This is a genomic window from Azospirillum sp. INR13 (assembly GCF_015390205.1).
Classification (GTDB): domain Bacteria; phylum Pseudomonadota; class Alphaproteobacteria; order Azospirillales; family Azospirillaceae; genus Azospirillum.
Genome location: NZ_VUOI01000006.1, coordinates 1 through 23,954 on the forward strand (window position 1 = coordinate 1; position 23,954 = coordinate 23,954).

Genomic DNA, 23,954 nt, shown 5'->3' on the forward strand with positions numbered 1-23,954 from the left:
ATTGCACAGCTCGGCGATGCGGCGTCCGGCCTCCAGCCCGCCGGGCCGGGCGATCCCGCCATCGACGATGGTCGCGCCGGCAACCCCGGTCGATGCCGATCCGCAATCGTGCCGCGTCGGCGACCAGGGCAGCGGCGAGCGGGGCGGCCAGGGCCGACAGGCTGGGCGATCCTGCATCACGAAGCCTTTCCGGCGATGGTCCGCGCCGCGACCATGGCGTCCTGGAAATCGAAGGAGACGGCGGTGCCGCCGGTCTGCATCCGCTCCAGCAGATGGTGCTGGACCTTGAACTTGACGTTGCCGATGGCGAGCGCGCCGATGCCGACGGCACCGGATGCGGTCGGCAAGGCAACCCCGTCGTCCTGCACGCCGACGCCCTCGACCCCGGCCGGCGGCACGGCGTTGATGTCGGCCGCCACCCGCAGGCGCTTGGCCGCACGCAGATCCTCGGCAGACAGCACGGTTATGCCCGCCTTGCCGCAGGCCAGAACGACCTCCGCACGCTCCAGAAGCTCCGCCTTGCCGGCGCTCGCCGTGTCGGCACAGGAGAGCGTCACGCCATAGCGGCGCCCGAACTCCTCCGCCTTGCCCTGCACGGCCGACACACCGCGGTGGCTGACCAGGGTGACCCTGCCGCCGGCCTGCGCGGCGATCAGGCCGGCGATGCCGCCGACCACGCCGGTCGCGCCATAGACCTGAACGTCCAGCCCGGTGAGGCCGTCCAGCCCGGCCCGCCGCAGGGCGCGCTCCACCACCGCGACCATGGCGGCGGCGGTGGTGAAGGCGCCGGACGGATCGGCGAAGACCGAGATTTGGAAGGGCGGGAACATCGCCTTGCGGGCCACGTCGAGCATATCCAGCGCCATCGCCGCATCGCGCCCGCCGATGAACAGGCCGGTGCGCGCCGCATTCTTCGGATCGCGGGAGAACATGGCGTCCTGCGTCAGGGCCTCGACCTGCGCGGTTTCGATACCCGTATAGGGGACCACCGTGTCGATGCCGGCATCCACCGCCATGTTGACGTCGAACGGGCTGACATTCGCCAGCGGCGTGATCATGTGCAGCACGTAAGGGGCGCTCATGCCTGCCTCCCTTCAGTTGTTCACCGGCCGCCTATTCACCGGCCGCCCGCCGGACCGCAGGCATGAAGCCCGTCCCGGCGCTCATGTTCTCCACCGTCGCGCCGACGTTCCGCCCGCGGCAGACCATGACCTCCAGCGGCGAACCGGCCCAACGGTCGCGCATCTCGCCGGCCAGCCGCTCCGCCGACGCGGCATCGCCGACGATGGCGAAGCAGGTCGGCCCCCAGGAGCTTTGGCCGACGCCGGCGATCCCCTGCGCCTCCAGCCATGCCAGCACCTCCGCCACCAGCGGGCTGGTGAAGCGCCCACCCTGGGCCGGGGCGAAATGATCGCCGACCGTGCGCTGAAGCTCTCCGATGGCCCGGCCGAAAGCCTCCACGTCGCGCTCCGCCAGGGCCGGGAGCGCCACCATCAGCATCAGCCGGCAGAGATGCGCCGCGGCATCCGGCGGAAAGGGCGGCAGCCGCCGGAAAGCTTCCACCTCCGGCGCCCCGTGCAGCCCATGCCCGCCGCGATGGAGCAGAAGCAGGATGCGCCAGTCGTCGGGAAACTCGGCCCGCGCGATCAGCGGGGGCGCCGCATCCAGCCCGCCCCGGCCGCCGTCCAGCAGCACCCCGCCCTGCTCGAAGGCCGCCAGCCCGATGCCGGACCGCGCCCCCGCTCCAGAGCGCGGGCCAGATCGCGGGCGGCGGTGCGGCGCCCCTCCAGGCAGACCAGCGCCGCCGCAACGGCAAGGTCGGTCTGGGTGCCGGAGCCGAGCCCGACATGGGCCGGGATCGCTTCCTCCACCGTCACGGCGACCATGTCGGAAAGTCCGGCCTCCCGGCCCAGCCGTTCTATGCTGCGGCGGACGCGCTCGGCAGACGGGCCGTCGACGGTCAGCCGGTCGGCCGGACGGACGCACAGGGTGATGGCCGGCCGGTCGATGGCGATGCCCAGGCTGCCGAAACGGCGCCCGAGCCCGCCATTGAGGTCGACGAAGCCGGCATGCAGGCGCGCGGGCGCATGGACCCGCACCTCCCCTATCCGATTGCGCTGATGGCTCATCTGCATTCCCTTTGCGCGGGTCCCGGCACAATGTTAGCGTTACGAACAAAATTGTCCGTAGCGCGAACGAGTATCTGCGCGCAGTAATCCGAATGGGGTGCGGATTTCCGGGGAGGAAACTGGTCATGAACGGACCGAACGGCATGTCCGGGGCCGACCATGTCCAAGCATCGCGTGTTCCGTATCGGGGCCGATGCTTGGACGGTTGCCGGCGAAGACGACTGCTCATCTGAAATCCTCCGCATAGGCCGCCGGCAATAGTTCCTGCGGCCTATGCGGTCGACTGCGCATCCGGGTTCATTCTCCGCGGTTCATTCTCCGCTCAGGCGATTGGGGGGCCATGACCTTCCACCCCGAAATCCTCTGTCCGTTCTGCGGCCTGGGATGCGGCGACATCGGGATCGACCAGGACGATTCCGGCATCGCCCCCCGGCCCAGCGGCTGCCCGCAGGCCGACCGGCTGTTCCGCCGGCCCATGGCGGTGGCAACGGACGCCCGCATGGCCGGCACCCAGGTTCCCATGGACCAAGCCGTCGCCGAGGCGGCGCGGCTGCTGGGCGCCGCCCGTGCGCCGCTGATCGCCGGGCTGGCCGCCGATGTCGACGGCGTGCTCGCCGCATTGACGCTCGCCGCACGCATCGGTGCGACGGTGGACCATGAGCGGTCCGACGCCCTGTTCCGCAATCTTGCGGTTCTGCGACGCTTCGGCTGGTCGGTGACCACGCTGGCGGAGTTGCGCAACCGCTGCGACCTCGTCCTGGTCGTCGGGCCGGATCCGGCCGCCGCCTTCCCGCGCCTGTGGGAACGCTGGGTGGCACCGGCGCCGGCCTTCGTCCCCGGCGGGGGGCGGAGCGTCGTCTTCCTGGGCGGGGAACCGCTGCCCGAGACCGTGCAGTGCCTTGCCGGCCAGATCGAGACGCGCGGCATGGACACCGACCCGCAGCCCGACCTCGCCACCCTGGTCACCCGGCTGAGGACGGCATTGGCCGGCCGGGGAGCGGCGGAGGATCCCCGAATGGCGGAACTGGCGGCCCGGTTGCGGGCGGCGCGCTATGCGGTGGTGGTGTGGGCGGCGGGGTTGTTCGACGGACCTCAGCCGGACCTGACCGTCGAAGCGCTGGTCCGGCTGGTCCGCACCGTGGACGGCACGACGCGCTGCGCCGGCTTGCCGCTGTCCGGCGCCGACAACCTGATCGGCGCCAACCAGGCCTGCACTTGGCGCACCGGCTTTCCCCTGCGCACCGGCTTCGAGGCGGGCGCGCCCTTCCACGATCCGGACAGGTTTGACTGGCGGTCGCGCCTGCGCGATGCCGACGTGACGCTGTGGATCTCCGCCTTTCGGCCCGAAGAGCCAGAGTTCAGTACCGGCGGCAGCGTCATCATGCTGGCGACGCCGGAGACGGCCATCACGCCCGAACCGGCACTGTTCATTCCGGTGGGAACGCCGGGCATCGACCATGCCGGCGACGTGTTCCGCGCCGACAGCGTGGTGGCCTTGCATGCGGGCGCGCTGATCGACCGCGGCCTGCCCAGCGTCGCCGACGTGATCGGCCGGATCATGGCGGAGATGGAGCAATCCGCCGAGACCCAGGAGGCTGCCGGATGCTGACGAAGCTTGCCGGCGGACGGCTGTTCGACCCGGCCAACGGCCGGCATGGCGAGGCCGCCGACCTCTGGCTGCGCGACGACCGCATCGCCGCCGATCCGGGACCGGGCGCCACGCCCGACGCCACCTACGACCTGACGGGCAAGGTGGTGATGGCCGGCGCCATCGACATCCACAGCCACATCGCCGGCGGCAAGGTCAACCTCGCCCGCCTGCTGATGGGGGAGGAGCACGAACACCACCGCTTCGCCGGCAGCGCCTGCGGCTGCGGCGGGGGAAGCGGCATCGCCACCCCCTCCACCCACACCACCGGCGCCCGCTATATCGAGATGGGATTCACCGCCGCCTTCGAGCCGGCGATGCTGGGCTCCAACGCGCGGCATGCGCACATGGAAATGGGCGACATCCCCTATATCGACACCGGCGGCTATCTGGTTCTGGGCAGCGACGACTTCCTGCTCGACCTGATCGCCACCAATGCCGGGCAGGCCGCGATCAACGACTATGTCGCCTGGATGCTGACGGCGACCCAGAGCCTTGCCGTCAAGGTGGTCAATCCCGGCGGCATCAACGCCTTCAAGTTCAACGCCCGCAGCCTCGATCTGGACGAGCCCGGACCCTATTACGGCGTCACTCCGCGCAGCGTCCTGACCGTGCTGGCCCGCGCGGTGTACGAGCTGGGGCTGCCCCACCCGCTGCATGTCCATGGCTGCAACCTGGGCGTTCCCGGCAACGTCGCCACGACGCTCGACACCATCCGGGCGGCGTCCGGCCTGCCGATGCATATGACGCACATCCAGTTCCACAGCTACGACACGGAGGGTGACCGCAAATTCTCCTCCGGCGCCGCGGCGCTGGCGGAAGCGGTGAACCGGACGCCGACCCTGTCGGTGGACATCGGGCAGGTGATGTTCGGGCAGACGGTGACCGCGTCGGCCGACACCATGGCGCAGCGCCACACCGCACCGCTGGCCCACCCGCGCAAATGGCTGGCGATGGACATCGAATGCGATGCCGGCTGCGGCGTGGTGCCGTTCCGCTATCGCGACACCTCCTATGTCAACGCGCTGCAATGGGCGATCGGGCTGGAACTGTTCCTGCTGCTGGACGATCCCTGGCGGGTGTTCCTGACCACCGACCATCCCAACGGCGCGCCCTTCACCTTCTATCCGGAACTGATCCGGCTGCTGATGGACCGCGATTACCGGCTGGCCAAGCTGGCGGAAATCCACCCCGACGCGCCGGCCCACACCACGCTGGGCTCCATCACCCGCGAATACACGCTGGCGGAGATCGCGGTCATGACCCGTGCGGCCCCGTCCCGCATCCTCGGCCTTGCCGACCGCGGCCATCTGGCGCCCGGTGCCTCCGCCGACGTCACCGTCTACACCGACCGGCCCGACCGCCGCGCCATGTTCGAGCGGCCCGACCTCGTCTTCAAGAGCGGCCGGCTGGTGGTGCGCGACGGGACGCTGGTGGCGATGGCCCAGGGCTGCACCCATGTCGTCCGTCCCGGCTTCGACGACCTGATCGAGCGCCGCATCGCCCGCCATTTCGACGAGCGCCTCGGCTTGTCCCTCAAGCATTTCCGCATCCGCGACGAGGAGATCCGCCGCGGCGCCGGCCCCCTCCTCCACCCCTGCCGGCGGCGGGAGGTGCCGTGATGGCGGAGCAGCGGATCAACGGCGTGCGCATCGAGGACACCTTCGCCGAGGCCTTTCCGATGACCTACACGCGGCTGGTCGTCACCGCCGACACGCCCGCCTGGGTCGATGCGGCGACCTCCAGCCTGACCGGCTTCGCCACCTCGGTCATCGGCTGCGGCTGCGAAGCGGCGGTGGAACGGCTGCTGACGCCGGAGGAGACGCCGGACAGCCGTCCCGGCGCCGCGGTGATGATCTTCGGCATGTCGACCGCCGACCTCGCCAAGCATGTCGTCAACCGGGTCGGGCAATGCGTCATGACCTCGCCGGGCTCGGCCTGCTATGCCGGGCTCCTCAACGGCGCCAAGCGCATCCCGCTCGGCGGCGGCCTGCGCTATTTCGGCGACGGGCATCAGATCTCCAAGAAGTTCGGCGACCGCCGCTTCTGGCGCCTGCCGGTGATGGACGGCGAGTTCGTCTGCGAGGACAGCGTCGCCGTGGCGAAGGGCATCGGCGGCGGCAATTTCCTGATCCTGGCCGCCAGCCACCGCCAATGCCTTGCCGCGGCGGAGGCGGCGGTCGCGGCGATCCGGCCGCTGCCCGGCATCATCCTGCCCTTCCCCGGCGGGGTGGTGCGCTCGGGCTCCAAGGTCGGCTCGAAATACAAGGCGCTGGTCGCCTCCACCAACACCCGCTTCTGCCCGACCCTGCGGGCGGTCGAACCCGAGACGCTGCTGTCGCCCGATGTCGAGGCGGTGCTGGAACTGGTGCTGGACGGCACCGACGAGGCCGCCATCCGCGCCGGCATGCGGGCGGGCATCGCGGCATGCGTGGCCGGCGGGACGGCCGCGGGCGTGATTGCGATCACCGCCGGGAACTACGGCGGCAAGCTGGGCCCGCATCACTTCCATCTGCACGAGGTGATGGCATGAGCGGCCTGTCCCTGACCTATCGCGGCGACGCCGGCATGACGGTGGACATGTCCGCGCTTCTGCCGGAGCGGCTCGCCGGACTGACGGCTGAGGCCATCGCGCAGTTGCCGCTGCCTTGCGGCGGCGGGTCGGCGCGGCTGGGCGACCTGTTCGAGCTGTCGTCCGGCGACGCGGCGGAGGGACTGCTGATCCGGCCGGGCAGCGCAATCCTGCACCGGGTCGGTGCCGGCATGGCGTCGGGCCGCATCCTGGTCGCGGGCGATGTCGGCAACCATGCCGGTGCGGGCATGGCCGGCGGCCTGCTGCGCATCGACGGCAATGCCGGCGACAGCCTGGGCGGGGTGCTGCCCGGCCTGCCCCTGGGAATGCGCGGCGGGCTGATCGGCGTCGGCGGCGATGCCGGGGACCGGACGGGCGAGCGGATGCGGCGCGGGATCGTCGTCGTGGACGGCCGGGCCGGCGCCTATGCCGCCGCCTTCATGGTCGCCGGGACGCTCGCGGTCGGTGGCGGCTGCGGTCCGCATCCGGGCTTCGGCATGCGGCGCGGCACGCTGCTGCTGGGCCGGCCGGCGAGTGCGGCGCCCGATGGCTTCGCCGATGGCGGCACACGGGACTGGCTGTTCCTGCACCTGCTGCGCCGGGCGCTGGAGGGCACCGGAAGCTGGTTCGAGCGCGCGGGCACCACCCGCGCCCATCGCTTCATCGGCGATCTTGCGGAAGGAGGAAGAGGTGAGATTCTGGCCGTTGTCTAGGCGACGCACCGACTTATCGAAGACCACGGGACGAAGGCGTCTCATCGCCACCCTACCGCTTGCCGGGCTTCTGCTTATGGCGCCCGCGGGGGCGGCATTGGCCCAGGATGCCGCCGGACAGTCCATTCTGATCGGCTACCTCACCCGGCAGGAGGACCCGCGCACGCCGGCCAGCTTCCTCGAACCGGTGGCGACCGACGAGGGTCTTCAGGGTGCGCGTCTGGCCCTGGCCGACAACAACTCGACCGGCATGTTCCTGAACCAGAGCTACCGGCTGGTGGAACAGATCCTGCCCCAGGACGGCGACATCGCCGCCGGGCTGAAGGCGCTGGCGGACGAGGGGGTGCGCTTCGTCGTCGCAGACCTGCCGGGCGACGCGCTGCTCGCCATCGCAGACCGGCCGGAAGCCCGGTCGATGCTGCTGTTCAACGCCCGCGCGCCCGACGATGCATTGCGCAACGAGCAGTGCCGGGCCAACATCCTTCACACCGCCGCCAGCCGGCGCATGCTGGCCGATGCTTTGGCGCAGTATCTCGCCTGGAAGAAATGGACGGGCTGGAGCCTGCTGACCGGCCGCGACCCCGGCGACGCGCTCTATGCCGATGCGGTGCGCCGCGCCGCCAAGCGCTTCGGCGGCCGGATCGTCGCCGAGAAGGGCTGGACCTTCGACACCGGCAACCGCCGCACCGACACCGGCGTCACCACCATCCAGTCCGACATCCCGCTCGCCACCCAGGGACCGGACTACGACGTGCTGGTCGTCGCCGACGAAGCGGGGAATTTCGGCGACTACCTCGACGGTCGCACCTGGCATCCCCGACCGGTGGCCGGCACCCAGGGCCTGACCGCCACCGCCTGGTCGCGGGTGAACGAGCAGTGGGGCGGCACCCAGTTGCAAAGCCGGTTCGAGAAGCTGGCCGACCGCTGGATGCTGCCGCGCGACTACGCCGCCTGGCTGGCGGTGCGCAGCGTGGGAGAGGCGGCGGCCCGGACCGGCGGCGCCGGCTTCGACGACCTCGTCGCCTATCTGCACAGCCCCGACTTCGAACTGGCCGGCTTCAAGGGCGAAGCCCTGTCCTTCCGCAAATGGGACGGCCAGATGCGCCAGCCCATCCTGATCGCCGGGCCGCGCATGCTGGTTTCGGTGTCGCCCCAGGAGGGGTTCCTGCACCCCGTGACGCCCCTCGATACGCTCGGCGACGACGCGCCGGAAAGCAAATGCCGTTTCAACCGTTGAAGAGGCGGACCATCCCATGCGTTCCTTACTGTGCACCATGCTGTTCCTCGCCGCCCCGGCCCTGATCGCCGAGCCGGTGCTGGCCGAAACCATTTTCGTGTCCAACGAGAAGGACAACCAGATCGCCGTGGTCGACGGCGACAGCCTGCAGATCACCAACAAGATCAATGTCGGGCGCCGTCCGCGCGGCATCACGCTGAGCGGCGACGGGACGCAGCTCTATGTCTGCGCCGGCGACGACAACCGCGTCGACGTGGTGGACATCGCCAGCGGCAAGGTGATCCATTCCCTGCCCTCCGGCCCCGATCCGGAACTGTTCGTCCTCTCCCCCGATGGCAACCGGCTGTATGTCGCCAACGAGGACGACAACATGGTGACCATCATCGACATCCCCAGCCGCAAGGCGATCGGCAACATCCAGGTCGGGGTGGAGCCGGAAGGCATGGGCATCAGTCCGGACGGCAAGATTCTGGTCAACACGTCCGAAACCACCAACATGGCGCATTTCATCGACACCGAGAAACGCGCCGTCGTCGGCAACGTTCTGGTCGACAGCCGGCCGCGCGTCGCCCGGTTCAGCGACGACGGCAAGCATGTCTGGGTGTCCAGCGAGATCGGCGGCACGGTCAGCGTCATCGACGCAGGCACCCGCAAGGTGGTGAAGAAAATCCGCTTCGAGGTCACCGGCGTCCGGCGCGAGGCGATCCAGGCGGTCGGCATCCAGATGACCCGCGACGGCAAGCGCGCCTTCGTGGCGCTCGGCCCCGCCAACCGGATCGCCGAGATCGACACCGAGAGCTTCGAGGTGAAGCGGTACTTCCTGGTCGGCCAGCGCGTCTGGAACCTTGCCTTCTCGCCGGACGAAAAGCGGCTCTACACCACCAACGGCATCAGCAACGACCTTTCGGTGATCGATCTGGAGCGCAACAAGGTCATCAAGAGCATCGCGGTCGGCGGCGCACCCTGGGGGGTCGTGGTCAAGCCATGATGGGTGGGTGACGACATCGCGGAACCCGCGACCGCAGCGCCCGGTTGAGGGGAAGGCCGGGTGCGGCGGCGGCTGTCGGCGACGGCCCGGCCCTAGGGAGGTGTAATCATGACAATGAAGCTCTCCAACGGCCCGGTGCGCGCCTTGGCCTGTGCGGCCGTGGTCGGCGCCGGCATCCTCGGCGTGGCGGCCATGGCCCCATCGGCTTCCGCCCAATCCACCACCGGCACCAGCACCCAGAACGCCCCGGCGGCCACCGAGGGGCAATTGCCTTCGGACTCCCTGCCCGGCCAGCGCCAGGGTGCCATCGGCGGCGCTCCGGTGCCCCAGGGCAGTTCCGGCACGTCCAATGGTTCTGCCAGCGGTTCTGCCAGCGGCTCGACCACCGGGGGCGGCAGTGCCGCGCCGACCGGACAACTGCCCGACACGTCGCTCCAGCAGCAGCGGCAGGGCACCATCGGCGGTGACCCGGTGACGCAGGGCGGGTCGGGCGGAAAGACCGGATCGACCGACAAGCAAGGACAGCAGTGACGCCATCCCGCCCACAGATCGCAGCCGCCGCAAAGATGGGGTAGCAACCACCGAACGGTCATGCCTTCCCGGTCGAGACTGGTGCGGCACGAAGACGGCGGCTGCGATTTCAAGGTACTCCGGAACCCTTTTGTGAGTTTGTTGTACAAACAAACAAACTGGCATAATGCCCACCGTGACCGACGCCGGAACTCTCAGACAATCCAGACGCCGCGTTACCGGCGATCAGCCTGGGTCGAACTGACCGGCGTGACCGCATGACTGCGGCGGTCCTCCAATGATTTTCAAAAACATGGGAGAAAACGGCGATGGGCATGTGGCAGGGGTCATCCCCGAAAATCAATCGCGTGCTGGTAGGTGAGTCGCTGGTCGGCGACGGGAACGAGGTGGCCCACATCGACCTGATCATGGGGCCGCGCGGCAGTGCCGCGGAGACCGCCTTCTGCAACGCGCTGACCAACAACAAGGACGGCTTCACCAGCCTGCTGGCGGTCATCGCCCCCAATCTTCAGTGCAAACCCTCGACCATCCTGTTCAACAAGGTCACGATCAAGGGTGCGGAACAGGCGGTCCAGATGTTCGGCCCGGCCCAGCACGGAGTGGCCAAGGCGGTCGCCGACTGCGTGGCCGAGGGCACCATCCCGCAGGACGAGATCGATAACATCTTCATCTGCGTCGGCGTCTTCATCCATTGGGAGGCGAAGGACAACGCCAAGATCCAGGATTACAACTACCGCGCCACCAAGGAAGCCATCGAGCGCGCGGTGTCCGGCTATCCCACCGCCAAGGATCTGATGAACCAGAAGGACATCGCGAAGCACCCGTTCGCCGCCTGATTTTTCACCGCGTTCCGCTCTCCTTGAAAGCTCCTCTCCCTCGCGGGAGAGGGGCTTTTGCAATGGTGGAGATGGTTGCCACCTTAAGCCTTGCTTGAGCGGAGCAGCGAACAAAGGACCGAATACCTTCTGTCGTTGAATCATTTTACGTCTAGCCCTGCGCGCCAAATCCAGGCTGGGTGCGGAGCCCGGACCGAGGGAAATATTTGTTCCAAATAAAGAACCAACACGGGATTACGCCATATCAGCGCTTAATGCGTTGATTTATTCCAATTCCAAAGAGGCACGGTCGCGCAGTTCATTTCGCATCGCACAAAGAACTAGCCTAAATTCTCACTTCTCTATCCATTCGGGTGATGGTGGCGCCGGGACATCACCGGTACCATTTCCTAATGGGCTTCATGGCAATCATGCCGGTCTGCCCATCCCAGCGGAGGAAACGGACATGAAAACCTGGCGCAAACCGAAGACCGCCGAAATCCGGGTCGGCACGGAGATCAACGCCTACGCCTGCGCCGGCCTGTAACCGGCACGGAACGTTCCCACTCGAAAAGAATCGTTCACTTCGGCCACTCAGGCCGGCCGCGGCTCGAAATGGGCGAAGAACTGCCCGGTGCCGTCCGGCGCGCTGGCGTCGTAATGCAGCGCGCAGAGCCGCAGCCGGCCGGCATCGCCCAGTTCCGGCCCGGCCAGCATGCTGTGGAAGCTCTCGCCACCGAGCAGCCGATGGGCTGTGGTCAGGTACAGGCGCGACAGCCTGCGGTCCCGCAGCATGGCGTCGAGCATCCGCGGCCCCGTCAGCAGATAGATGCTGCACAGCCCCTGCCGGCCAAGTTCATCGGCCAGCGGCGCGCCTTCCACCGACGCTCCCGCCCCGACAATCAGCACCTCATGGCCGGCGGCACGCCACTGCGCGATGCGCTCGGCCGGCGCCGCGGCACCGGTGGCAATGACGACACGCTGGCCATGGCGGGTCGGGGAGTCCGGCATCGGGAAATCCAGGCTCGCACTGGCGACGACCAGGGTCGGCTGTGGCGCCAGACCGTTGTCGGCGCGCCATCGCGCGAGATCCCGCGTCGCCTCCTGCGTCCCCACCTGCAGCACATTGTCCAGCCTTCCGGCCGCCAGATCGCGCAAATAGCCGCCATGGGTGACCATGCAGTCCGCCTGCGCCTGGAGTTCCAGGAACAGCCGGAAGTCGTTGCCGCTGACCAATCCGGAGGGCAGCCGGCTTTCCCCGGTGGCGGGGTCGCGCAGGGCGATGCGCCCGTCCAGGCTGGCGACGAAGCTGGCATAGACGAACGGGCTCGCTGCACTTCCCCGCTCATTCAGGCGGTGGGCGAGATAGGCGCCGTCGAGCGCCATGTCTTCCGGCGGGCCGGGAAACAGCCGCAGCATGCGGGCGGTCATTGCGGCCCTCGCGATGCGGCTGCCTCGACACGGGCGACAAAATCCGCTGCCAGCGCATCGGCGATGTCGGCGTCGCTGACCGTTTGAAGCCCCTGCCATGCGGGCATCGAATTCACCTCCAGAACCAGCCATTGCCCTACGTCGTGGGGGGCGGAAATCAGATCGACCCCGGCATAGTCGGCACCGACCGCCGCCGCGGCACGCACCGCCAGTTCGGCAACCGCGCCTTCCGGCGCCAGGGCTTCACAGCGTCCCCCCCGATGGACGTTCGTGATCCAGCTGCGGCCATGGCGGATCATCGCCGCCACCGCGCGCCCTCCCACCACGAACACCCGGCAGTCGCGCCACTCGGCCTCGCGGCGGGGCGGCACGAAGGGCTGCAGGTAATAGACGCCGGCCACGGCCTCGGACTCCGGCACGTCATCCGGCCGCGGCAGGCGGCGCAGACCGCGGCCCTGGGCGCCGAACAGCGGCTTCAGCACGCAGTCGGGCCAAGCCTCCACCACCGCGCGGGCCGTCGCGACATCCTGCACGGTGACGGAGGGCGGCGTCGGCAGTCCGGCTTGGGCCAGCAGGAAGCTGGTGGTGCTCTTGTCCACGCAACGCTCGATGGCGCGGGCGGAGTTGTAGACGGGCACCCCCAGCCGGTCGAGGGCATGAAGCACGCCCAGCCGCAGCGTCACCTGCTCGAAGCTGCCCTGCCCGACCACCCGCACGAAGGCCCCCGCCGGCAGCGCATCGCCAAATCCCGGCAGCAGCAACCCCGTCGCCGTCCGCCCGATGGCGAAGCCGCAGGCGCTCAGCGGCACGCGGCGGCATTCGACGCCGCGGCGCGTCATCGCCTGTTCCAGCCTTGCCGCGTGCCAGTCGGCACCATCGGTGAACAGGGCGACCACGCCGCTCATGCCGCCTCCGCCAGTGCGTGCCGCCGGAAAAGCTCCCGCGCGCGCCGGCCGGCAAGGCGACGGGCCTCCACCGGATTGGCGGCGTCTGCGAGCACGGTGCAGATCGGCGCACCCACCGGGATATGGGCCGGTGTACAAGGACGGTCGGCGGTCCAGTCAGGCCAGCGCATGCGGCCGTCCAACTGGATCGGCGTCCGCGCGTAGACGACCATTGCGGCACGGCAGCCGGCCATGGATGGCAGAGCCTGCGGCAACTCCCCGGAGCAGGCGGCCATGTGCAGGCCCAGCAGGCCCGGCATCGGCGCACGGTCGAACAGGTCCAGCGTCGCCCCCGGCCGCGGGTTGATCTCCAACAGGCACCAGCCCCCCGGCCCGACCAGGAAATCGGCGCTGTTGAGCCCGACCAGCCCGACCTCCGCAGCGATCCGCGAAATGGCATCGGTCATGGCCGTGGCGAGCCCTTCGCGCATCCACGGCACCGGCAGTGGGCCGACCGCGCCGCCATAGCGAAAGGGCTGGCGGGGCGTGGGAGCCACCCATTGCCGGCTGAACCCTATCGGCAGCACGCGCCGGCCATCGGCGAGAAACAGCAGGGACACCGGACGCCCAGGCATGCGGCACTGGAGGTAATGTCCGGCCGGTACGCGCCGCCCCCGCGGCCGGATGTGGCCGCCGCCGCTGGCACCGGCGCGCTTCATCAGCCATCCCCCGCCATCATCCGGCGGCGACATGGCGATTTCCGGATGCGGAATGCCGAGGCGTGCGAGCAGAGCGGCGAAGGCGAACGGGTCCTTCAGCCTTGCCACCGTGCCCGCGGCGTTGCCGAGGACCGGCCGGTCGCGCTCCAGCGCCGCCAGCAGCTCCGGCCTGTCCTCGAGCCCGGCGCCATAGACCAGCGGCACCCCGCGCAGATCGGACGCCGCCAGGGAGCGCCGCATGGCCGGGCCGGGAATGCGCAGCCGCCTTGACGGCAGGGCGAGACAGCGGTCGGCCACGGCCGCGGTGTCCGAATCGGCGAACAGGTCGAGGGCCACGACGCCCAGTCCGCTGCGCCGCGCGCTGGCCGCCAGGGCCCGCGCCGACAGCGCCACCACCAGGACGTCACTCTTCGGGAGTATGGTCGGGGTCAAGCTCACGTCCCGGCGCGAAAGCGCCTTGAACATTCATCCGCAATCCCAACAATCATGCGGCAAAGCCATCTTTGCAATCACCCTTCCGAACAACGGCGCATGCCGCCCATCCGGTGCCCATTCGGGTGAAGACGGGGGTGCGGCCCATGGGAAGACAGTTGGAAAGGCCGTTGGGGAAGACAGTTGGGGAAGACAGGATGTTCGAGGCCGTGGTGCTTCCGGAGTCTCCGTCGATTTCCGCAATTCACGAATCCGCCGCCCCGTCCGTGGCCGCTCTGTCCGTGGAGGATCTGAGCCACAGCTTCGGCAAGCGCGTGGCACTCGACCATGTGTCTTTCACCGTTCCGCCGGCTGGCTTCACCATGCTGCTGGGGCTGAACGGCGCGGGAAAGACCACGCTGTTCTCGCTGATCACCCGGCTCTATTCCAGCCGCAGCGGCGACATCCGCATCTTCGGCTTCGACCTGCGGCGCCAGCCGACCCGCGCGCTGGAGCGCATCGGGGTGGTGTTCCAGCAGCCGACGCTCGACCTCGACCTCACCGCTCGGCAGAACCTGCGCTACCATGGCGGCCTGCACGGCATGCGGCCATCGGACTGCGAAGCCCGCGTGCGCGAGGAGTTGGCCCGCATCGGCCTGTCCGACCGCGCCGACGACAAGGTGCGCGCCCTGTCCGGCGGGCAGCGCCGCCGGGTGGAGATCGCCCGCGCCCTGCTGCACCGCCCCAGCCTGCTGCTTCTCGACGAACCGACGGTCGGGCTCGACGTGGACTCGCGCCGCCACATCCTCGCGCATGTCCGCGCGCTCTGCCGCGACGAGGGGCTGGCGGTTCTGTGGGCTACCCACCTGATGGACGAGGCGGCGGACGAGGACTCCGTCGTCGTGCTGCACCAGGGCCGGCTGCGCGCCTCCGGCAGCGTCCGCGCGGTCTGCGCCGAAACCGGCACGGCCGGCTTGCCCGCCGCCTTCGCCGCCCTGACGGCGGGGGAGCGCCGGACATGAGCGCCGCCACCTACTGGTACTGCCTGCGCAGCATCATCGTCCGCGAAGGCCTGCGATTCCTGCACCAGCGCGAGCGCTTCTTCGCCGCGCTGGTCCGGCCGCTGGTCTGGCTGGCGATCTTCGCCGTGGGCTTCCGCGCCGTTCTGGGCGTGTCGATCATCCCGCCCTACGAGACCTACATCCTCTACGACGAATATGTCGTTCCCGGACTGGTCGCGATGATCCAGCTGTTCAACGGCATGCAGAACTCCCTGTCGATGGTCTACGACCGCGAAATGGGCAGCATGCGCACTCTGCTGGTCAGCCCGCTGCCGCGCTGGTACCTGCTGGTCGCCAAGCTGCTGGCCGGCGTCGCGGTGTCCATCGCACAGGTCTATGTCTTCCTCGGCATCGCATGGATGTGGGGAGTGGAGCCGCCGCCGCTGGGATACCTCGCCGTCCTGCCGGCGCTGGTGCTGAGCGGGCTGATGCTGGGGGCGCTGGGCCTGCTCCTGTCGTCCTTCGTCAAGCAGCTGGAGAATTTCGCCGGGGTGATGAACTTCGTCATCTTCCCGATGTTCTTCGCGTCCTCCGCCCTCTACCCGCTCTGGCGGATCCGGGAGGGCAGCCCGGCCCTGTACCTGATCGCCGCCTACAACCCCTTCACCCAGGCGGTGGAGCTGATCCGCTTCAGCCTGTATCTCCGAGTCGACGTCACGGCCCTGCTGTGGGTGGCCGGCTGCCTCGCGCTGTTCCTCGGCGCTGCGGTGCTGGCCTACGATCCCGGCCGCGGATTCTGGGCGAGACGGGGCGGACCGGCGGAACAAGCCTGATCGCGCGAGCGCAAGCTAGACCGCTTTCACTGCTCGGATTACCGCTTACGGATAGAACTATCCACTATTTCGCTTCGTTCAAAAACTTTCGAACGGCGGCGGAAAATAATCTTCACAGCCTATCTTTATTTGAGCAAACTGATTGTCAGCATCACCAACATAATGCAGGGCAGTTTAGAACCCCGCCAAGGGCCGTGCTCCGGCACTTGATACCGGCACGCCTGGATGCCGGAAGCATTGTGATTCGGAACTTTGGGTGCGGATGCACCGCCGACGCCGCCTGATCGACATCACGCGCCAACGATGGAGGGAGACCGCCCTCTCGAAAGACCGCTTCACCGCCGACGCCGCCTGTCGCCGCACAGTCCCTGGGACCACGGACCACCCCTAAAAAAACGGGAGGAAACAGATGAACCCCTTTGTGCGCTGTCTGCTCGTCACCGCCGCGATCCAGGCGGCCACCGCCACGGTCGCCTATGCCAACGAAGACACCCTGAAGAATCAGAAGGATCCGGCCAACTGGGCGATGCAGCTCGGCAATTATGCCGGCCAGCGCTACAGCACGCTCGACCAGATCACCCGTGAGAACGTGAAGAACCTCAGGCCGGTCTGGCAGTTCTCCACCGGCGTTCTGCGCGGGCACGAGGGTGGCCCCGTGGTGATCGGCGACACGATGTACATATCGACGCCCTTCCCCAACATCGTCTATGCGCTCGACCTGAACGACAACGGCCGCATCAAGTGGAAGTACGAACCCAAGCAGGATTCGTCCGTCATCCCCGTGATGTGCTGCGATACCGTCACCCGCGGCGTCGCGGTGGCCGGCAATAAGGTCTTCCTGGGTCAGGCCGACAACACGCTGGTGGCGCTGGACGCGCAGACCGGCAAGGTGCTGTGGTCGGCCAAGAACGGCGACGCCAGCAAGGGCGAGACGCTGACCGCGTCGCCGCTGGTCGTCAAGGACAAGGTCTATGTCGGCATCAGCGGCGGCGAGTTCGGCGTCCGCGGCCATCTGACGGCCTACGACATCAATTCCGGCAAGATGGTGTGGCGGGCCTATTCGACCGGTGCCGACAAGGACGTGATGATCGACCCGCAGAAGACGCTGATGATGGGCAAGCCGATCGGCGAGCCCGACCTCGGCATCAAGACCTGGCCGGCCGACCAGTGGAAGATCGGCGGCGGCACCACCTGGGGCTGGTACACCTACGATCCCGACCTGAACCTGATCTATTACGGCACCGGCAACCCCGGCACCTGGAACCCGGCGCAGCGCGCCGTCGACAAGGACCGGGCCAAGAGCGACAACAAATGGTCGATGACCATCTTCGCCCGCGATGCCGATACCGGACAGGCGAAGTGGGTGTTCCAGAAGACGCCGTTCGACGAGTGGGACTATGACGGCGTGAACGAGAACATCCTGGCCGACATCAACATCGGCGGCCAGCAGCGCAAGGTCCTGGTCAACATGGACCGCAACGGTTTCGGCTACACGCTGGACCGCAACACCGGCGAGCTTCTCGTCGCGAAGAAGTTCGATCCGACCGTCAACTGGGCGACCGAGATCGACATGACGACCGGCCGGCCCAAGGTCGTCGACAAGTACAGCACCTTCGCCCAGGGCGAGGACACCAACACCACCGGTGTGTGCCCGGCGGCGCTGGGGTCGAAGGACCAGCAGCCGGCCTCCTACTCGCCGGACAGCGGCCTGCTCTATGTGCCGACGAACCACATCTGCATGGATTACGAGCCGTTCAAGGTGGAGTATTCGGCCGGACAGCCCTATGTCGGCGCGACGCTCAGCATGTATCCGGCCCCGAACTCCCACGGCGGCATGGGCAACTTCATCGCCTGGGACCCGGCAGCCGGCAAGGTCGTCTGGTCGAAGCCGGAACGCTTCGCGGTTTGGAGCGGTGCCCTGACGACCAAGGGCGGCGTCGGCTTCTACGGCACGCTGGAGGGCTATCTGAAGGCCTTCGACCTGCGTGACGGCAAGGATCTCTACAACTTCAAGACGTCGTCCGGCATCATCGGCAACGTCAACACCTACACGCACAAGGGCAAGCAGTACATCGCCGTGCTGTCGGGTGTCGGCGGCTGGGCGGGCATCGGGCTGGCCGCCGGGCTGACCGGCGAACAGGAAGGCCTCGGCGCCGTCGGCGCGCACAAGTCGCTGGGCGAATACACCCAGCTCGGCGGAACGCTGACCGTCTTCGCCCTCCCGGACAACCAGTAACGGCCAAGGCTTGGCGCCGTCCCGGAACGGGGCCGGCGCCAAGCCTTTTTTCACGCTGATGGCAGGACACGAACAAAGGCAGTGGGGAGAGACAGTGAGATGCCCAAATACCTGATCGGGCTGTGCGCCGCTGTTGGGTTCACCGCGACGGTGGCCCTCGGCAGCGCGTTCGGCCAGCAGGATGCCGCCCAGAAGCCGGCGCAGAACCAGCCGACACAAGACCAGACGACCAAAGCACCCGCGAGCGGGAGCGCACCGCAGGAAGCGAAGATCGCCGAGCCCGAGGAACTGGTGGACGACGAAGGGGTGCCGCTCTATGCCGTGCGGGACGGCAAGGTGGACCAGGGAACCTACAACGGCTACCGGCGCTATGCCTCCGCCTGCCATGTGTGCCATGGACCGGACGGGCTTGGATCGTCCTTCGCCCCGGCCCTGACCGACTCGCTGAAACGGATGGACTACTGGCAGTTCACCGACGTGGTGACCAACGGCCGCACCAACATGGGGGCCACCGGCGACCGGGTGATGCCAACCTTCGGCACCGATCCCAACGTGATGACCAATCTCGCCGACATCTACAGGTATCTGAAGGCGCGTTCCGACGAAAAGGTCGGTCGCGGCCGGCCCGAACGGTTCAAGTCTGCATCGTGAGTCCGGCATGATCCGCCGGCCCGTTCTTTCCTTGATGCTGGCCGCCGTGCTCTGTGCGGCGGCACCCGCCGGCAACTCCGCCTTTGCTGCGGAAGGCATTCCGACGGAGGTTCTGCGCGTCTGCGCCGACGGCAACCTGCTTCCCTTCTCCAACGACCGGCAGGAGGGGTTCGAGAACCGGATCGCCAAGCTGATCGCGGACGAGCTCAATGTACCGCTGGCCTTCACCTGGTGGCCGCAGACCATCGGTTTCGTCCGCAACACGCTGCGCACCCGGCAATGCGATCTGGTGATGGGGACGGCGGTCGGCGAAGAGCTGATGCAGAACACCAACCCCTATTACCGGTCCACCTACGCGCTGATCTACCGCAAGGATTCCGGTATCACGGCCAGGACGCTGACCGATCCGTCGCTGCAGGGGGCCCGCATCGGCGTCGTCGCCCGCACGCCGCCGTCCGCGGTGATGCTGCGCCACGGGCTGACCAACCTGGAACCCTACCAGCTCGACACCGACACGCGCGCCCACCACCCGGCCCAGCAGGCGGTGGAGGATGTCGCGGCGGCCCGCACCGACGCGGCCATCGTCTGGGGTCCCATCGCCGGTTTCTTCGCCGCCCGGCAGTCCGTGCCGCTGGCGGTCGTGCCCTTGAAGGACGAGCCGGGCGCTTCGCCCTTCCAATACATGATTTCCATGGGCATCCGCCCGGACGAGCCGGACTGGCGTCACTGGCTGAACGACTTCATCGTCCGCCGCCAGGGCGATATCGACCGCATCCTCGCCGACTACCATGTCCCGCTCGCCAACGCCGACGGGTCGATCCGGGCGGCGTCGGCAAAGGCGACGGTTGAGGCGGCGACGGTTGAGGCGGCGACGGTTGAGGCGGCGACGGTTGAGGCGGCGACGGTTGAGGCGGCGACGCCTGGAGCAGCGGTGCCGGAACCGGACGGCTACCGCATGGCCGACTACCGCGCACCCACCCCGCCGGCCCTGCGCGGCGCCGAGACGGTGGGACCGGAGGAGGTCGAGCGGCTGGCGAAGGCCGGCGCCGTCCTGGTCGATGTCCTGCCGATGCCTCCGAAGCCCGAAGGGCTGGCACCGGGAAGCCGCTGGGTCCCGCCGCCGCACCGCAGCCTGCCGGGAGCCCACTGGCTGCCGAATGTCGGCTACGGCACTCCATCGGCCGATCAGGATGCCTATTTCCGCACCAGCCTGGAGGCGCTGACCGCGGGCGACCGCAAGCGTCCGCTGGTGGTGTTCTGCCAGCCGGACTGCTGGATGAGCTGGAATGCCGCCAAACGCGCGGTGGCGCTCGGATATCAGGCGGTCAAATGGTACCCGGCCGGCACCGATGGCTGGACGGCCGCAGGCCGCGAACTCGTCACGGTCGAACCCGAACCCAAGGTGGCGAACTGAGTGCTGCCTCAGGACAGAAGCGCCGACAGCATGCGCGCGATCTGGCCGAGCCGCTGTTCGATGCGGGCCGGCTGCTCGCACACCGCGGTCTGCGCCCGGCGGCGGTCGTCGAGGATGCGGCGATCCCAGGCGATGGCGGCCTTGATCTCCTGCGCATGGGCAGCATCGCCCGATGCGGCGTCGAGGTCGCGCAGGGCGGCGGCGATGCGCTCGCGCAGGGCCCGTTGATGCTGGGCATAGCGCTCGATGGACGCGATGGCGGCGGTGCGCTGGCGGTCCAGCGTCTGGAAGGTGCCGGCGAAGACCAGCGCGAGCTTGCGGTCATGCTCCTGCTCCGCCCCCTTCCGCACCGGGCCGGCCAGCGAGGTCGCTTCGGGCTCCAGGCTGGCAGGGTCGATGCCGTCGTCGGCCGCACGCCGCACCAGGGTGGCGATTGCCGCATCGCGCTGCCACTCGTCCCCCAGCCCGTCGATCGACGGGCCGTCCCAGACCGAAGCCGGCGACAGGGCCGGCACCAGAACCTGCGGGCAGGGCCAATCGGGATTCTTCTGAGCCGAAGAAGCCGGTTGGGCTGCCGCAAGGGCGGGCAAGCCTGCGATCAGTGCCGCGGCCAGAGCCGCAGTGGAGATGGAAGAAAATCGATGCATGCCGAGAATGATGGCAACACCAACGATCCGGTGCAATCGGAACCGCTGCGCAAAAGGGGAAGCCCGATGGATCATGCGGGGAGGAAGTTCGGAGCCGCTATGATCGCAGGGCTCGTCCTCGGTCTGGCACCGGGCGTCACGGGCGCCGCAACCGCATCGGCGCGGACGCTGGTGCTCGATCTGGAGCTTGAGGACAGCAGCGGCGAACCCCGGTCGGCCGAGCATGCGGAGCGTCTGAAGCGGGTCAGCGCGGAACTGCGCCGGGCGCTGGACGCCAAGGGCTATGACGTGATCGACGACGCGACCACGGCAGAGCTGGTGCCGCCGGGCACTCAAATACGGACCTGCAACGGCTGCGAGACCGACATCGCACGCGCCGCCGGTGCCGATCTGGTCGTGTTCGGCGTGGTCCGCAAGGTCAGCAGCCTGATCCTGTGGATCGCCGTGGCGGTCGAGGATGTCGGCACCGGCCAAGCGGTGACGACGGCGCGCGGCGACATCCGCGGCGACAATGCCGCAGCCTGGTCGCGCGGCGTCGCCTGGCTGGTCGAACACCGGCTGGCGGAGCATGCGCCGGCCAAGCGGTGAGTTGGGCGGCTCCAGGAAGGACAGGCGGCGGGGAGGACGCAAAAGATGCCGGACGATTCACAGAGCGGCTACATCACCATCATGAACGTCCTGCGGCCGCCGCCCGCCAGGGCCGTCATGCGCCGCTACGACCTCGTGCTGCGCGACTATGTCGGGGATTTCCACATCGGCGTCTGGGACCACGAGAAGACCCGCACCCAGCGCGTACGAGTTAGCCTGACCGTCACGGTCGAGGTGCCGAACCGCCCCTTCGTCGACGATCTCGACGCCGTCGTCTCCTACGAATATTTGATCCAGGGTGTCGAGGCCTTCCAGCAGAGTCCGCACATCCAGTTGCTGGAGGTCCTGGCCGAAAAGCTGCTTGCCCTTTGCCTGTCGCCGCCGGAAGCGGTCTTCGCCCGGGTCCAGGTGGAAAAGCTGGAGATCGTGCCCCAGGCGGCCGGCGTCGGCGTGGTGCTGACCGGCGCGCGGGAGCAGTCGCGATGAGTGGGATTTGGCCTGCCACTTGGGTCGTCAAGCTGGGCGGCAGCCTGTGGAACGGCCCTGCCCTGCACCCCTGGCTCGCCGCGCTGGCGGCGGAGCGGGCTCGGCACATCGTCATCGTTCCCGGCGGCGGTCCGTTCGCCGATGCGGTCCGCGATGCGCAGCCGGTGCTGGGCTATGGCGCATCCGCGGCGCACCGGATGGCGATCCTGGGCATGGAACAATATGGGCTGGCGCTGCTCGACCTTGAGCCGGGGCTGCAGCCGGCACGGACCATGGCCGATTTGGCGGAAGCGCAGGCAACGGCGGTTTGGCTGCCGGCGACGCTGTCGGTCGACGCGGATGTGGAGGAGAGCTGGGACGTCACCTCCGACACGTTGGCGGCATGGCTGGCCGAACGGCTGCGAGCGGAGCGGCTGGTGCTGGTGAAATCGGCGCCGCTGCCGCCGGGAACGGCGGATGCGCGGGCGCTGGCGCGGGCCGGCGTGATCGACCCGGTCCTGCCCGGACGCATGGAGCGGCTGTCGGCAGAGGTCCGCTGCGTCGGCCGGGACGACCTGCCACTGTTCGTGGCGGAACTGCGCGGCGGTCCGCCGGCCGGCATCCGGCTGTGGGTGGAGCGGGAACGGGAGGCGGCATGGCCCGGCACATCCTATTCCTGACCGGCTCCCTGGCCGAGAACCGCTTGCGTCAGGTTCTGGACTCGCTCGCCCCCTTGCCCTTCGCGGCGACCATCGTCAATCTCGGCGTCAAGGTCGCGGCGCTCGCCACCACCGAGATCGTGCTGCGGCGGCTGGACTCCGCGCACGGGGCCGACCTGATCCTGCTGCCGGGCCGGTTCCGCGGCGATCTCGCCGCCCTCGCCGCACATTTCGGTACGGAGGTCGAACGCGGCCCCGACGAGTTGGAGGATCTGCCCCAATACTTCCAGCGGCAGGCCCGCCCGCTCGACCTCAGCCGCCACGACACCCGCATCTTCGCCGAGATCGTGGACGCGCCGTCGCGCGACACCGCCGCCATCCTCGCCAAGGCGGCGGAGCTTCGCGCCGATGGCGCCGACGTCATCGACCTCGGCTGCCTGCCCGACACGCCCTTTCCCCATCTGGAGGAGGCGATCGGCGCCCTGCACGATGCGGGCTTTGCCGTCAGCGTCGATTCCCTGAATGTCGACGAACTGCTCCGCGCCACGAGGTCAGGTGCCGACTATCTGCTCAGCCTGACGGAGGAAACGGTCCACCTCGCCGACGAGGGCGATGCGGTGCCGGTGCTGATCCCGACCACCCCGCCGGATCTCGACAGCCTCGGACGCGCCGTCGACGCCATGACCCGCCGCGGACGGCGCTTCCTGATCGATCCGATCCTGGAGCCGATCCACCACGGCTTCACCGACTCTCTGCTGCGCTACCGCACCGTGCGGGAGCGCTGGCCCGACGCCGAGATCCTGATGGGCATCGGCAATGTGACCGAGTTGACCGACGCCGACACCTCCGGCATCACCGCCGTGCTGATGGGGGTGGTCTCGGAACTGCGCATCGGCAATGTCCTGGCGGTGCAGGTCAGCCCGCATTGCCGGCGCGCCATCCGCGAGTTCGACGCGGCACGGCGCCAGTTCTTCGCCGCCCGCGCAGCGCACAGCATGCCGCGCGGTTTCGGCACCGGCCTACTGTGCCTGCGTGACCGCCGGCCCTTCGTCCGCGACGCCGCTCTGATCGCCGAGACCGCGGCGCAGATCCGCGATCCCAATTACCGGGTGGAGGTCAGCGCTGAGGGCATCCATCTCTACAATCGCGACGGCCACCACCGCTCCACCGATCCGTTCGACCTGTTTCCGAAGCTCGATCTTGGAACCGATACCGGCCATGCCTTTTATCTGGGGGTGGAACTGGCGCGGGCGCAGATCGCGTGGCAACTCGGCAAGCGCTATGCCCAGGACAGCGAATTGCGCTGGGGAGTGGCGACGGACGAGCCGAAGGACGACCCCACCGGATTCCACGCCACCGGCCCGACCAAGCGAGGCGGCTGA

At 68.6% G+C, this 23,954-nt stretch carries 25 protein-coding genes; 18 read left to right on the forward strand and 7 right to left on the reverse strand.

Annotated elements, in window-relative coordinates:
• Window positions 1-176: 176 nt before the first annotated feature.
• The 3 genes from F1643_RS06840 to F1643_RS22440 are packed head-to-tail and all read right to left on the reverse strand — an operon-like array spanning window position 177 to window position 2,129.
• A complete protein-coding gene (locus F1643_RS06840) occupies window positions 177-1,082 on the reverse strand; it encodes an NAD(P)-dependent methylenetetrahydromethanopterin dehydrogenase (protein WP_194912158.1) in 906 nt (301 codons plus the stop codon).
• Between the two features lie 31 nt (window positions 1,083-1,113).
• Window positions 1,114-1,695, reverse strand: coding sequence for a hypothetical protein (locus F1643_RS22435; protein WP_370540504.1), 582 nt, complete (start codon window positions 1,693-1,695; stop codon window positions 1,114-1,116).
• The gene (locus F1643_RS22440; protein ID WP_255542488.1) at window positions 1,647-2,129 is read right to left on the reverse strand and encodes a hypothetical protein; all 483 of its coding nucleotides are present in this window, start codon (window positions 2,127-2,129) and stop codon (window positions 1,647-1,649) included. The genes F1643_RS22435 and F1643_RS22440 overlap by 49 nt, the downstream gene beginning before the upstream one ends.
• A 340-nt stretch (window positions 2,130-2,469) precedes the next feature.
• Between F1643_RS22440 and F1643_RS06850 the strand changes: the two genes are divergently transcribed.
• The 9 genes from F1643_RS06850 to pqqA all read left to right on the forward strand — a co-directional run bounded on the left by F1643_RS06850 (window position 2,470) and on the right by pqqA (window position 11,180).
• Window positions 2,470-3,738 (forward strand): formylmethanofuran dehydrogenase, encoded by a 1,269-nt coding sequence (locus F1643_RS06850; protein ID WP_194912160.1) that lies wholly within the window; start codon window positions 2,470-2,472, stop codon window positions 3,736-3,738.
• Window positions 3,732-5,399, forward strand: a complete 1,668-nt coding sequence (locus F1643_RS06855) for a formylmethanofuran dehydrogenase subunit A (RefSeq protein WP_194912163.1) — start codon at window positions 3,732-3,734, stop codon at window positions 5,397-5,399. Before F1643_RS06850 ends, F1643_RS06855 begins: the two co-directional genes overlap by 7 nt.
• Window positions 5,399-6,310, forward strand: coding sequence for a formylmethanofuran--tetrahydromethanopterin N-formyltransferase (gene fhcD / locus F1643_RS06860; RefSeq protein WP_194912165.1), 912 nt, complete (start codon window positions 5,399-5,401; stop codon window positions 6,308-6,310). The genes F1643_RS06855 and fhcD overlap by 1 nt, the downstream gene beginning before the upstream one ends.
• The gene (locus F1643_RS06865) at window positions 6,307-7,062 is read left to right on the forward strand and encodes a formylmethanofuran dehydrogenase subunit C (protein ID WP_194912167.1); all 756 of its coding nucleotides are present in this window, start codon (window positions 6,307-6,309) and stop codon (window positions 7,060-7,062) included. The genes fhcD and F1643_RS06865 overlap by 4 nt, the downstream gene beginning before the upstream one ends.
• A 76-nt stretch (window positions 7,063-7,138) precedes the next feature.
• Complete coding sequence (locus tag F1643_RS06870) at window positions 7,139-8,299, forward strand: ABC transporter substrate-binding protein (protein ID WP_255542489.1); 1,161 nt, start codon at window positions 7,139-7,141, stop codon at window positions 8,297-8,299.
• A gap of 16 nt (window positions 8,300-8,315) precedes the next feature.
• On the forward strand, window positions 8,316-9,287 hold the full coding sequence (locus tag F1643_RS06875) for a PQQ-dependent catabolism-associated beta-propeller protein (RefSeq protein ID WP_194912172.1): 972 nt from the start codon (window positions 8,316-8,318) through the stop codon (window positions 9,285-9,287).
• Window positions 9,288-9,395: 108 nt separating this feature from the next.
• Window positions 9,396-9,818, forward strand: coding sequence for a hypothetical protein (locus F1643_RS06880; protein ID WP_194912174.1), 423 nt, complete (start codon window positions 9,396-9,398; stop codon window positions 9,816-9,818).
• Between the two features lie 308 nt (window positions 9,819-10,126).
• Window positions 10,127-10,654: a formaldehyde-activating enzyme gene (gene fae / locus F1643_RS06885; RefSeq protein WP_310116912.1), complete on the forward strand. Its 528-nt coding sequence runs from the start codon at window positions 10,127-10,129 to the stop codon at window positions 10,652-10,654.
• A gap of 445 nt (window positions 10,655-11,099) precedes the next feature.
• Window positions 11,100-11,180 (forward strand): pyrroloquinoline quinone precursor peptide PqqA, encoded by an 81-nt coding sequence (pqqA, locus tag F1643_RS06890; protein WP_111068801.1) that lies wholly within the window; start codon window positions 11,100-11,102, stop codon window positions 11,178-11,180.
• Between the two features lie 47 nt (window positions 11,181-11,227).
• Here the strand turns inward: pqqA and F1643_RS06895 are convergent, their stop codons facing one another.
• From F1643_RS06895 to F1643_RS06905, 3 genes are read right to left on the reverse strand one after another with little or no spacing between them, the layout of a single operon-like run.
• The gene (locus F1643_RS06895; RefSeq protein ID WP_194912176.1) at window positions 11,228-12,064 is read right to left on the reverse strand and encodes a dihydrofolate reductase family protein; all 837 of its coding nucleotides are present in this window, start codon (window positions 12,062-12,064) and stop codon (window positions 11,228-11,230) included.
• The gene (locus tag F1643_RS06900) at window positions 12,061-12,969 is read right to left on the reverse strand and encodes a RimK family alpha-L-glutamate ligase (RefSeq protein ID WP_194912178.1); all 909 of its coding nucleotides are present in this window, start codon (window positions 12,967-12,969) and stop codon (window positions 12,061-12,063) included. The genes F1643_RS06895 and F1643_RS06900 overlap by 4 nt, the downstream gene beginning before the upstream one ends.
• Window positions 12,966-14,105 carry an ATP-grasp domain-containing protein gene (locus tag F1643_RS06905; protein ID WP_370540510.1) on the reverse strand — a complete coding sequence of 380 codons (1,140 nt, stop codon included), beginning with the start codon at window positions 14,103-14,105 and terminating at the stop codon, window positions 12,966-12,968. Before F1643_RS06905 ends, F1643_RS06900 begins: the two co-directional genes overlap by 4 nt.
• Before the next feature lie 191 nt (window positions 14,106-14,296).
• Here F1643_RS06905 and F1643_RS06910 point away from each other — a divergent pair, with 191 nt between their 5' ends.
• The 5 genes from F1643_RS06910 to F1643_RS06930 all read left to right on the forward strand — a co-directional run bounded on the left by F1643_RS06910 (window position 14,297) and on the right by F1643_RS06930 (window position 20,213).
• Window positions 14,297-15,100 carry an ABC transporter ATP-binding protein gene (locus F1643_RS06910; protein WP_194912181.1) on the forward strand — a complete coding sequence of 268 codons (804 nt, stop codon included), beginning with the start codon at window positions 14,297-14,299 and terminating at the stop codon, window positions 15,098-15,100.
• The gene (locus F1643_RS06915; RefSeq protein WP_194912183.1) at window positions 15,097-15,912 is read left to right on the forward strand and encodes an ABC transporter permease; all 816 of its coding nucleotides are present in this window, start codon (window positions 15,097-15,099) and stop codon (window positions 15,910-15,912) included. Before F1643_RS06910 ends, F1643_RS06915 begins: the two co-directional genes overlap by 4 nt.
• A gap of 409 nt (window positions 15,913-16,321) precedes the next feature.
• A complete protein-coding gene (locus F1643_RS06920; protein ID WP_194912184.1) occupies window positions 16,322-18,148 on the forward strand; it encodes a methanol/ethanol family PQQ-dependent dehydrogenase in 1,827 nt (608 codons plus the stop codon).
• 99 nt (window positions 18,149-18,247) lie between these two features.
• Window positions 18,248-18,799: a c-type cytochrome gene (locus F1643_RS06925; RefSeq protein WP_194912186.1), complete on the forward strand. Its 552-nt coding sequence runs from the start codon at window positions 18,248-18,250 to the stop codon at window positions 18,797-18,799.
• Between the two features lie 7 nt (window positions 18,800-18,806).
• Window positions 18,807-20,213, forward strand: a complete 1,407-nt coding sequence (locus tag F1643_RS06930; protein WP_194912189.1) for a quinoprotein dehydrogenase-associated putative ABC transporter substrate-binding protein — start codon at window positions 18,807-18,809, stop codon at window positions 20,211-20,213.
• A gap of 8 nt (window positions 20,214-20,221) precedes the next feature.
• Here the strand turns inward: F1643_RS06930 and F1643_RS06935 are convergent, their stop codons facing one another.
• Complete coding sequence (locus tag F1643_RS06935; protein ID WP_255542491.1) at window positions 20,222-20,860, reverse strand: hypothetical protein; 639 nt, start codon at window positions 20,858-20,860, stop codon at window positions 20,222-20,224.
• A 99-nt stretch (window positions 20,861-20,959) separates the two neighbouring features.
• Here F1643_RS06935 and F1643_RS06940 point away from each other — a divergent pair, with 99 nt between their 5' ends.
• The 4 genes from F1643_RS06940 to F1643_RS06955 are packed head-to-tail and all read left to right on the forward strand — an operon-like array spanning window position 20,960 to window position 23,954.
• Window positions 20,960-21,448 (forward strand): DUF3280 domain-containing protein, encoded by a 489-nt coding sequence (locus F1643_RS06940; RefSeq protein WP_194912192.1) that lies wholly within the window; start codon window positions 20,960-20,962, stop codon window positions 21,446-21,448.
• 45 nt (window positions 21,449-21,493) lie between these two features.
• Entirely contained in the window at window positions 21,494-21,934 is a 441-nt protein-coding gene (locus F1643_RS06945; protein WP_194912194.1) for a dihydroneopterin aldolase, read from the forward strand.
• Window positions 21,931-22,593, forward strand: coding sequence for an aspartate/glutamate/uridylate kinase (locus F1643_RS06950; RefSeq protein WP_194912196.1), 663 nt, complete (start codon window positions 21,931-21,933; stop codon window positions 22,591-22,593). The genes F1643_RS06945 and F1643_RS06950 overlap by 4 nt, the downstream gene beginning before the upstream one ends.
• Complete coding sequence (locus F1643_RS06955; protein WP_194912199.1) at window positions 22,569-23,954, forward strand: DUF6513 domain-containing protein; 1,386 nt, start codon at window positions 22,569-22,571, stop codon at window positions 23,952-23,954. The genes F1643_RS06950 and F1643_RS06955 overlap by 25 nt, the downstream gene beginning before the upstream one ends.

Coding starts and splice junctions, on each gene's coding strand:
- F1643_RS06855 (WP_194912163.1), top strand. CDS start 3,732: ATGCTGACGAAGCTTGCCGGCGGACGGCTGTTCGACCCGGCCAACGGC.
- F1643_RS06930 (WP_194912189.1), top strand. CDS start 18,807: ATGATCCGCCGGCCCGTTCTTTCCTTGATGCTGGCCGCCGTGCTCTGT.
- F1643_RS06940 (WP_194912192.1), top strand. CDS start 20,960: ATGATCGCAGGGCTCGTCCTCGGTCTGGCACCGGGCGTCACGGGCGCC.
- F1643_RS06900 (WP_194912178.1), bottom strand. CDS start 12,969: ATGAGCGGCGTGGTCGCCCTGTTCACCGATGGTGCCGACTGGCACGCG.
- F1643_RS06910 (WP_194912181.1), top strand. CDS start 14,297: ATGTTCGAGGCCGTGGTGCTTCCGGAGTCTCCGTCGATTTCCGCAATT.
- F1643_RS06915 (WP_194912183.1), top strand. CDS start 15,097: ATGAGCGCCGCCACCTACTGGTACTGCCTGCGCAGCATCATCGTCCGC.
- F1643_RS06870 (WP_255542489.1), top strand. CDS start 7,139: ATGGCGCCCGCGGGGGCGGCATTGGCCCAGGATGCCGCCGGACAGTCC.
- F1643_RS06925 (WP_194912186.1), top strand. CDS start 18,248: ATGCCCAAATACCTGATCGGGCTGTGCGCCGCTGTTGGGTTCACCGCG.
- fhcD (WP_194912165.1), top strand. CDS start 5,399: ATGGCGGAGCAGCGGATCAACGGCGTGCGCATCGAGGACACCTTCGCC.
- F1643_RS06945 (WP_194912194.1), top strand. CDS start 21,494: ATGCCGGACGATTCACAGAGCGGCTACATCACCATCATGAACGTCCTG.
- F1643_RS06895 (WP_194912176.1), bottom strand. CDS start 12,064: ATGACCGCCCGCATGCTGCGGCTGTTTCCCGGCCCGCCGGAAGACATG.
- fae (WP_310116912.1), top strand. CDS start 10,127: ATGGGCATGTGGCAGGGGTCATCCCCGAAAATCAATCGCGTGCTGGTA.
- pqqA (WP_111068801.1), top strand. CDS start 11,100: ATGAAAACCTGGCGCAAACCGAAGACCGCCGAAATCCGGGTCGGCACG.
- F1643_RS06955 (WP_194912199.1), top strand. CDS start 22,569: ATGGCCCGGCACATCCTATTCCTGACCGGCTCCCTGGCCGAGAACCGC.
- F1643_RS06875 (WP_194912172.1), top strand. CDS start 8,316: ATGCGTTCCTTACTGTGCACCATGCTGTTCCTCGCCGCCCCGGCCCTG.
- F1643_RS06935 (WP_255542491.1), bottom strand. CDS start 20,860: ATGCATCGATTTTCTTCCATCTCCACTGCGGCTCTGGCCGCGGCACTG.
- F1643_RS06920 (WP_194912184.1), top strand. CDS start 16,322: ATGAACCCCTTTGTGCGCTGTCTGCTCGTCACCGCCGCGATCCAGGCG.
- F1643_RS06840 (WP_194912158.1), bottom strand. CDS start 1,082: ATGAGCGCCCCTTACGTGCTGCACATGATCACGCCGCTGGCGAATGTC.
- F1643_RS06850 (WP_194912160.1), top strand. CDS start 2,470: ATGACCTTCCACCCCGAAATCCTCTGTCCGTTCTGCGGCCTGGGATGC.
- F1643_RS06950 (WP_194912196.1), top strand. CDS start 21,931: ATGAGTGGGATTTGGCCTGCCACTTGGGTCGTCAAGCTGGGCGGCAGC.
- F1643_RS06865 (WP_194912167.1), top strand. CDS start 6,307: ATGAGCGGCCTGTCCCTGACCTATCGCGGCGACGCCGGCATGACGGTG.
- F1643_RS06880 (WP_194912174.1), top strand. CDS start 9,396: ATGACAATGAAGCTCTCCAACGGCCCGGTGCGCGCCTTGGCCTGTGCG.
- F1643_RS22440 (WP_255542488.1), bottom strand. CDS start 2,129: ATGAGCCATCAGCGCAATCGGATAGGGGAGGTGCGGGTCCATGCGCCC.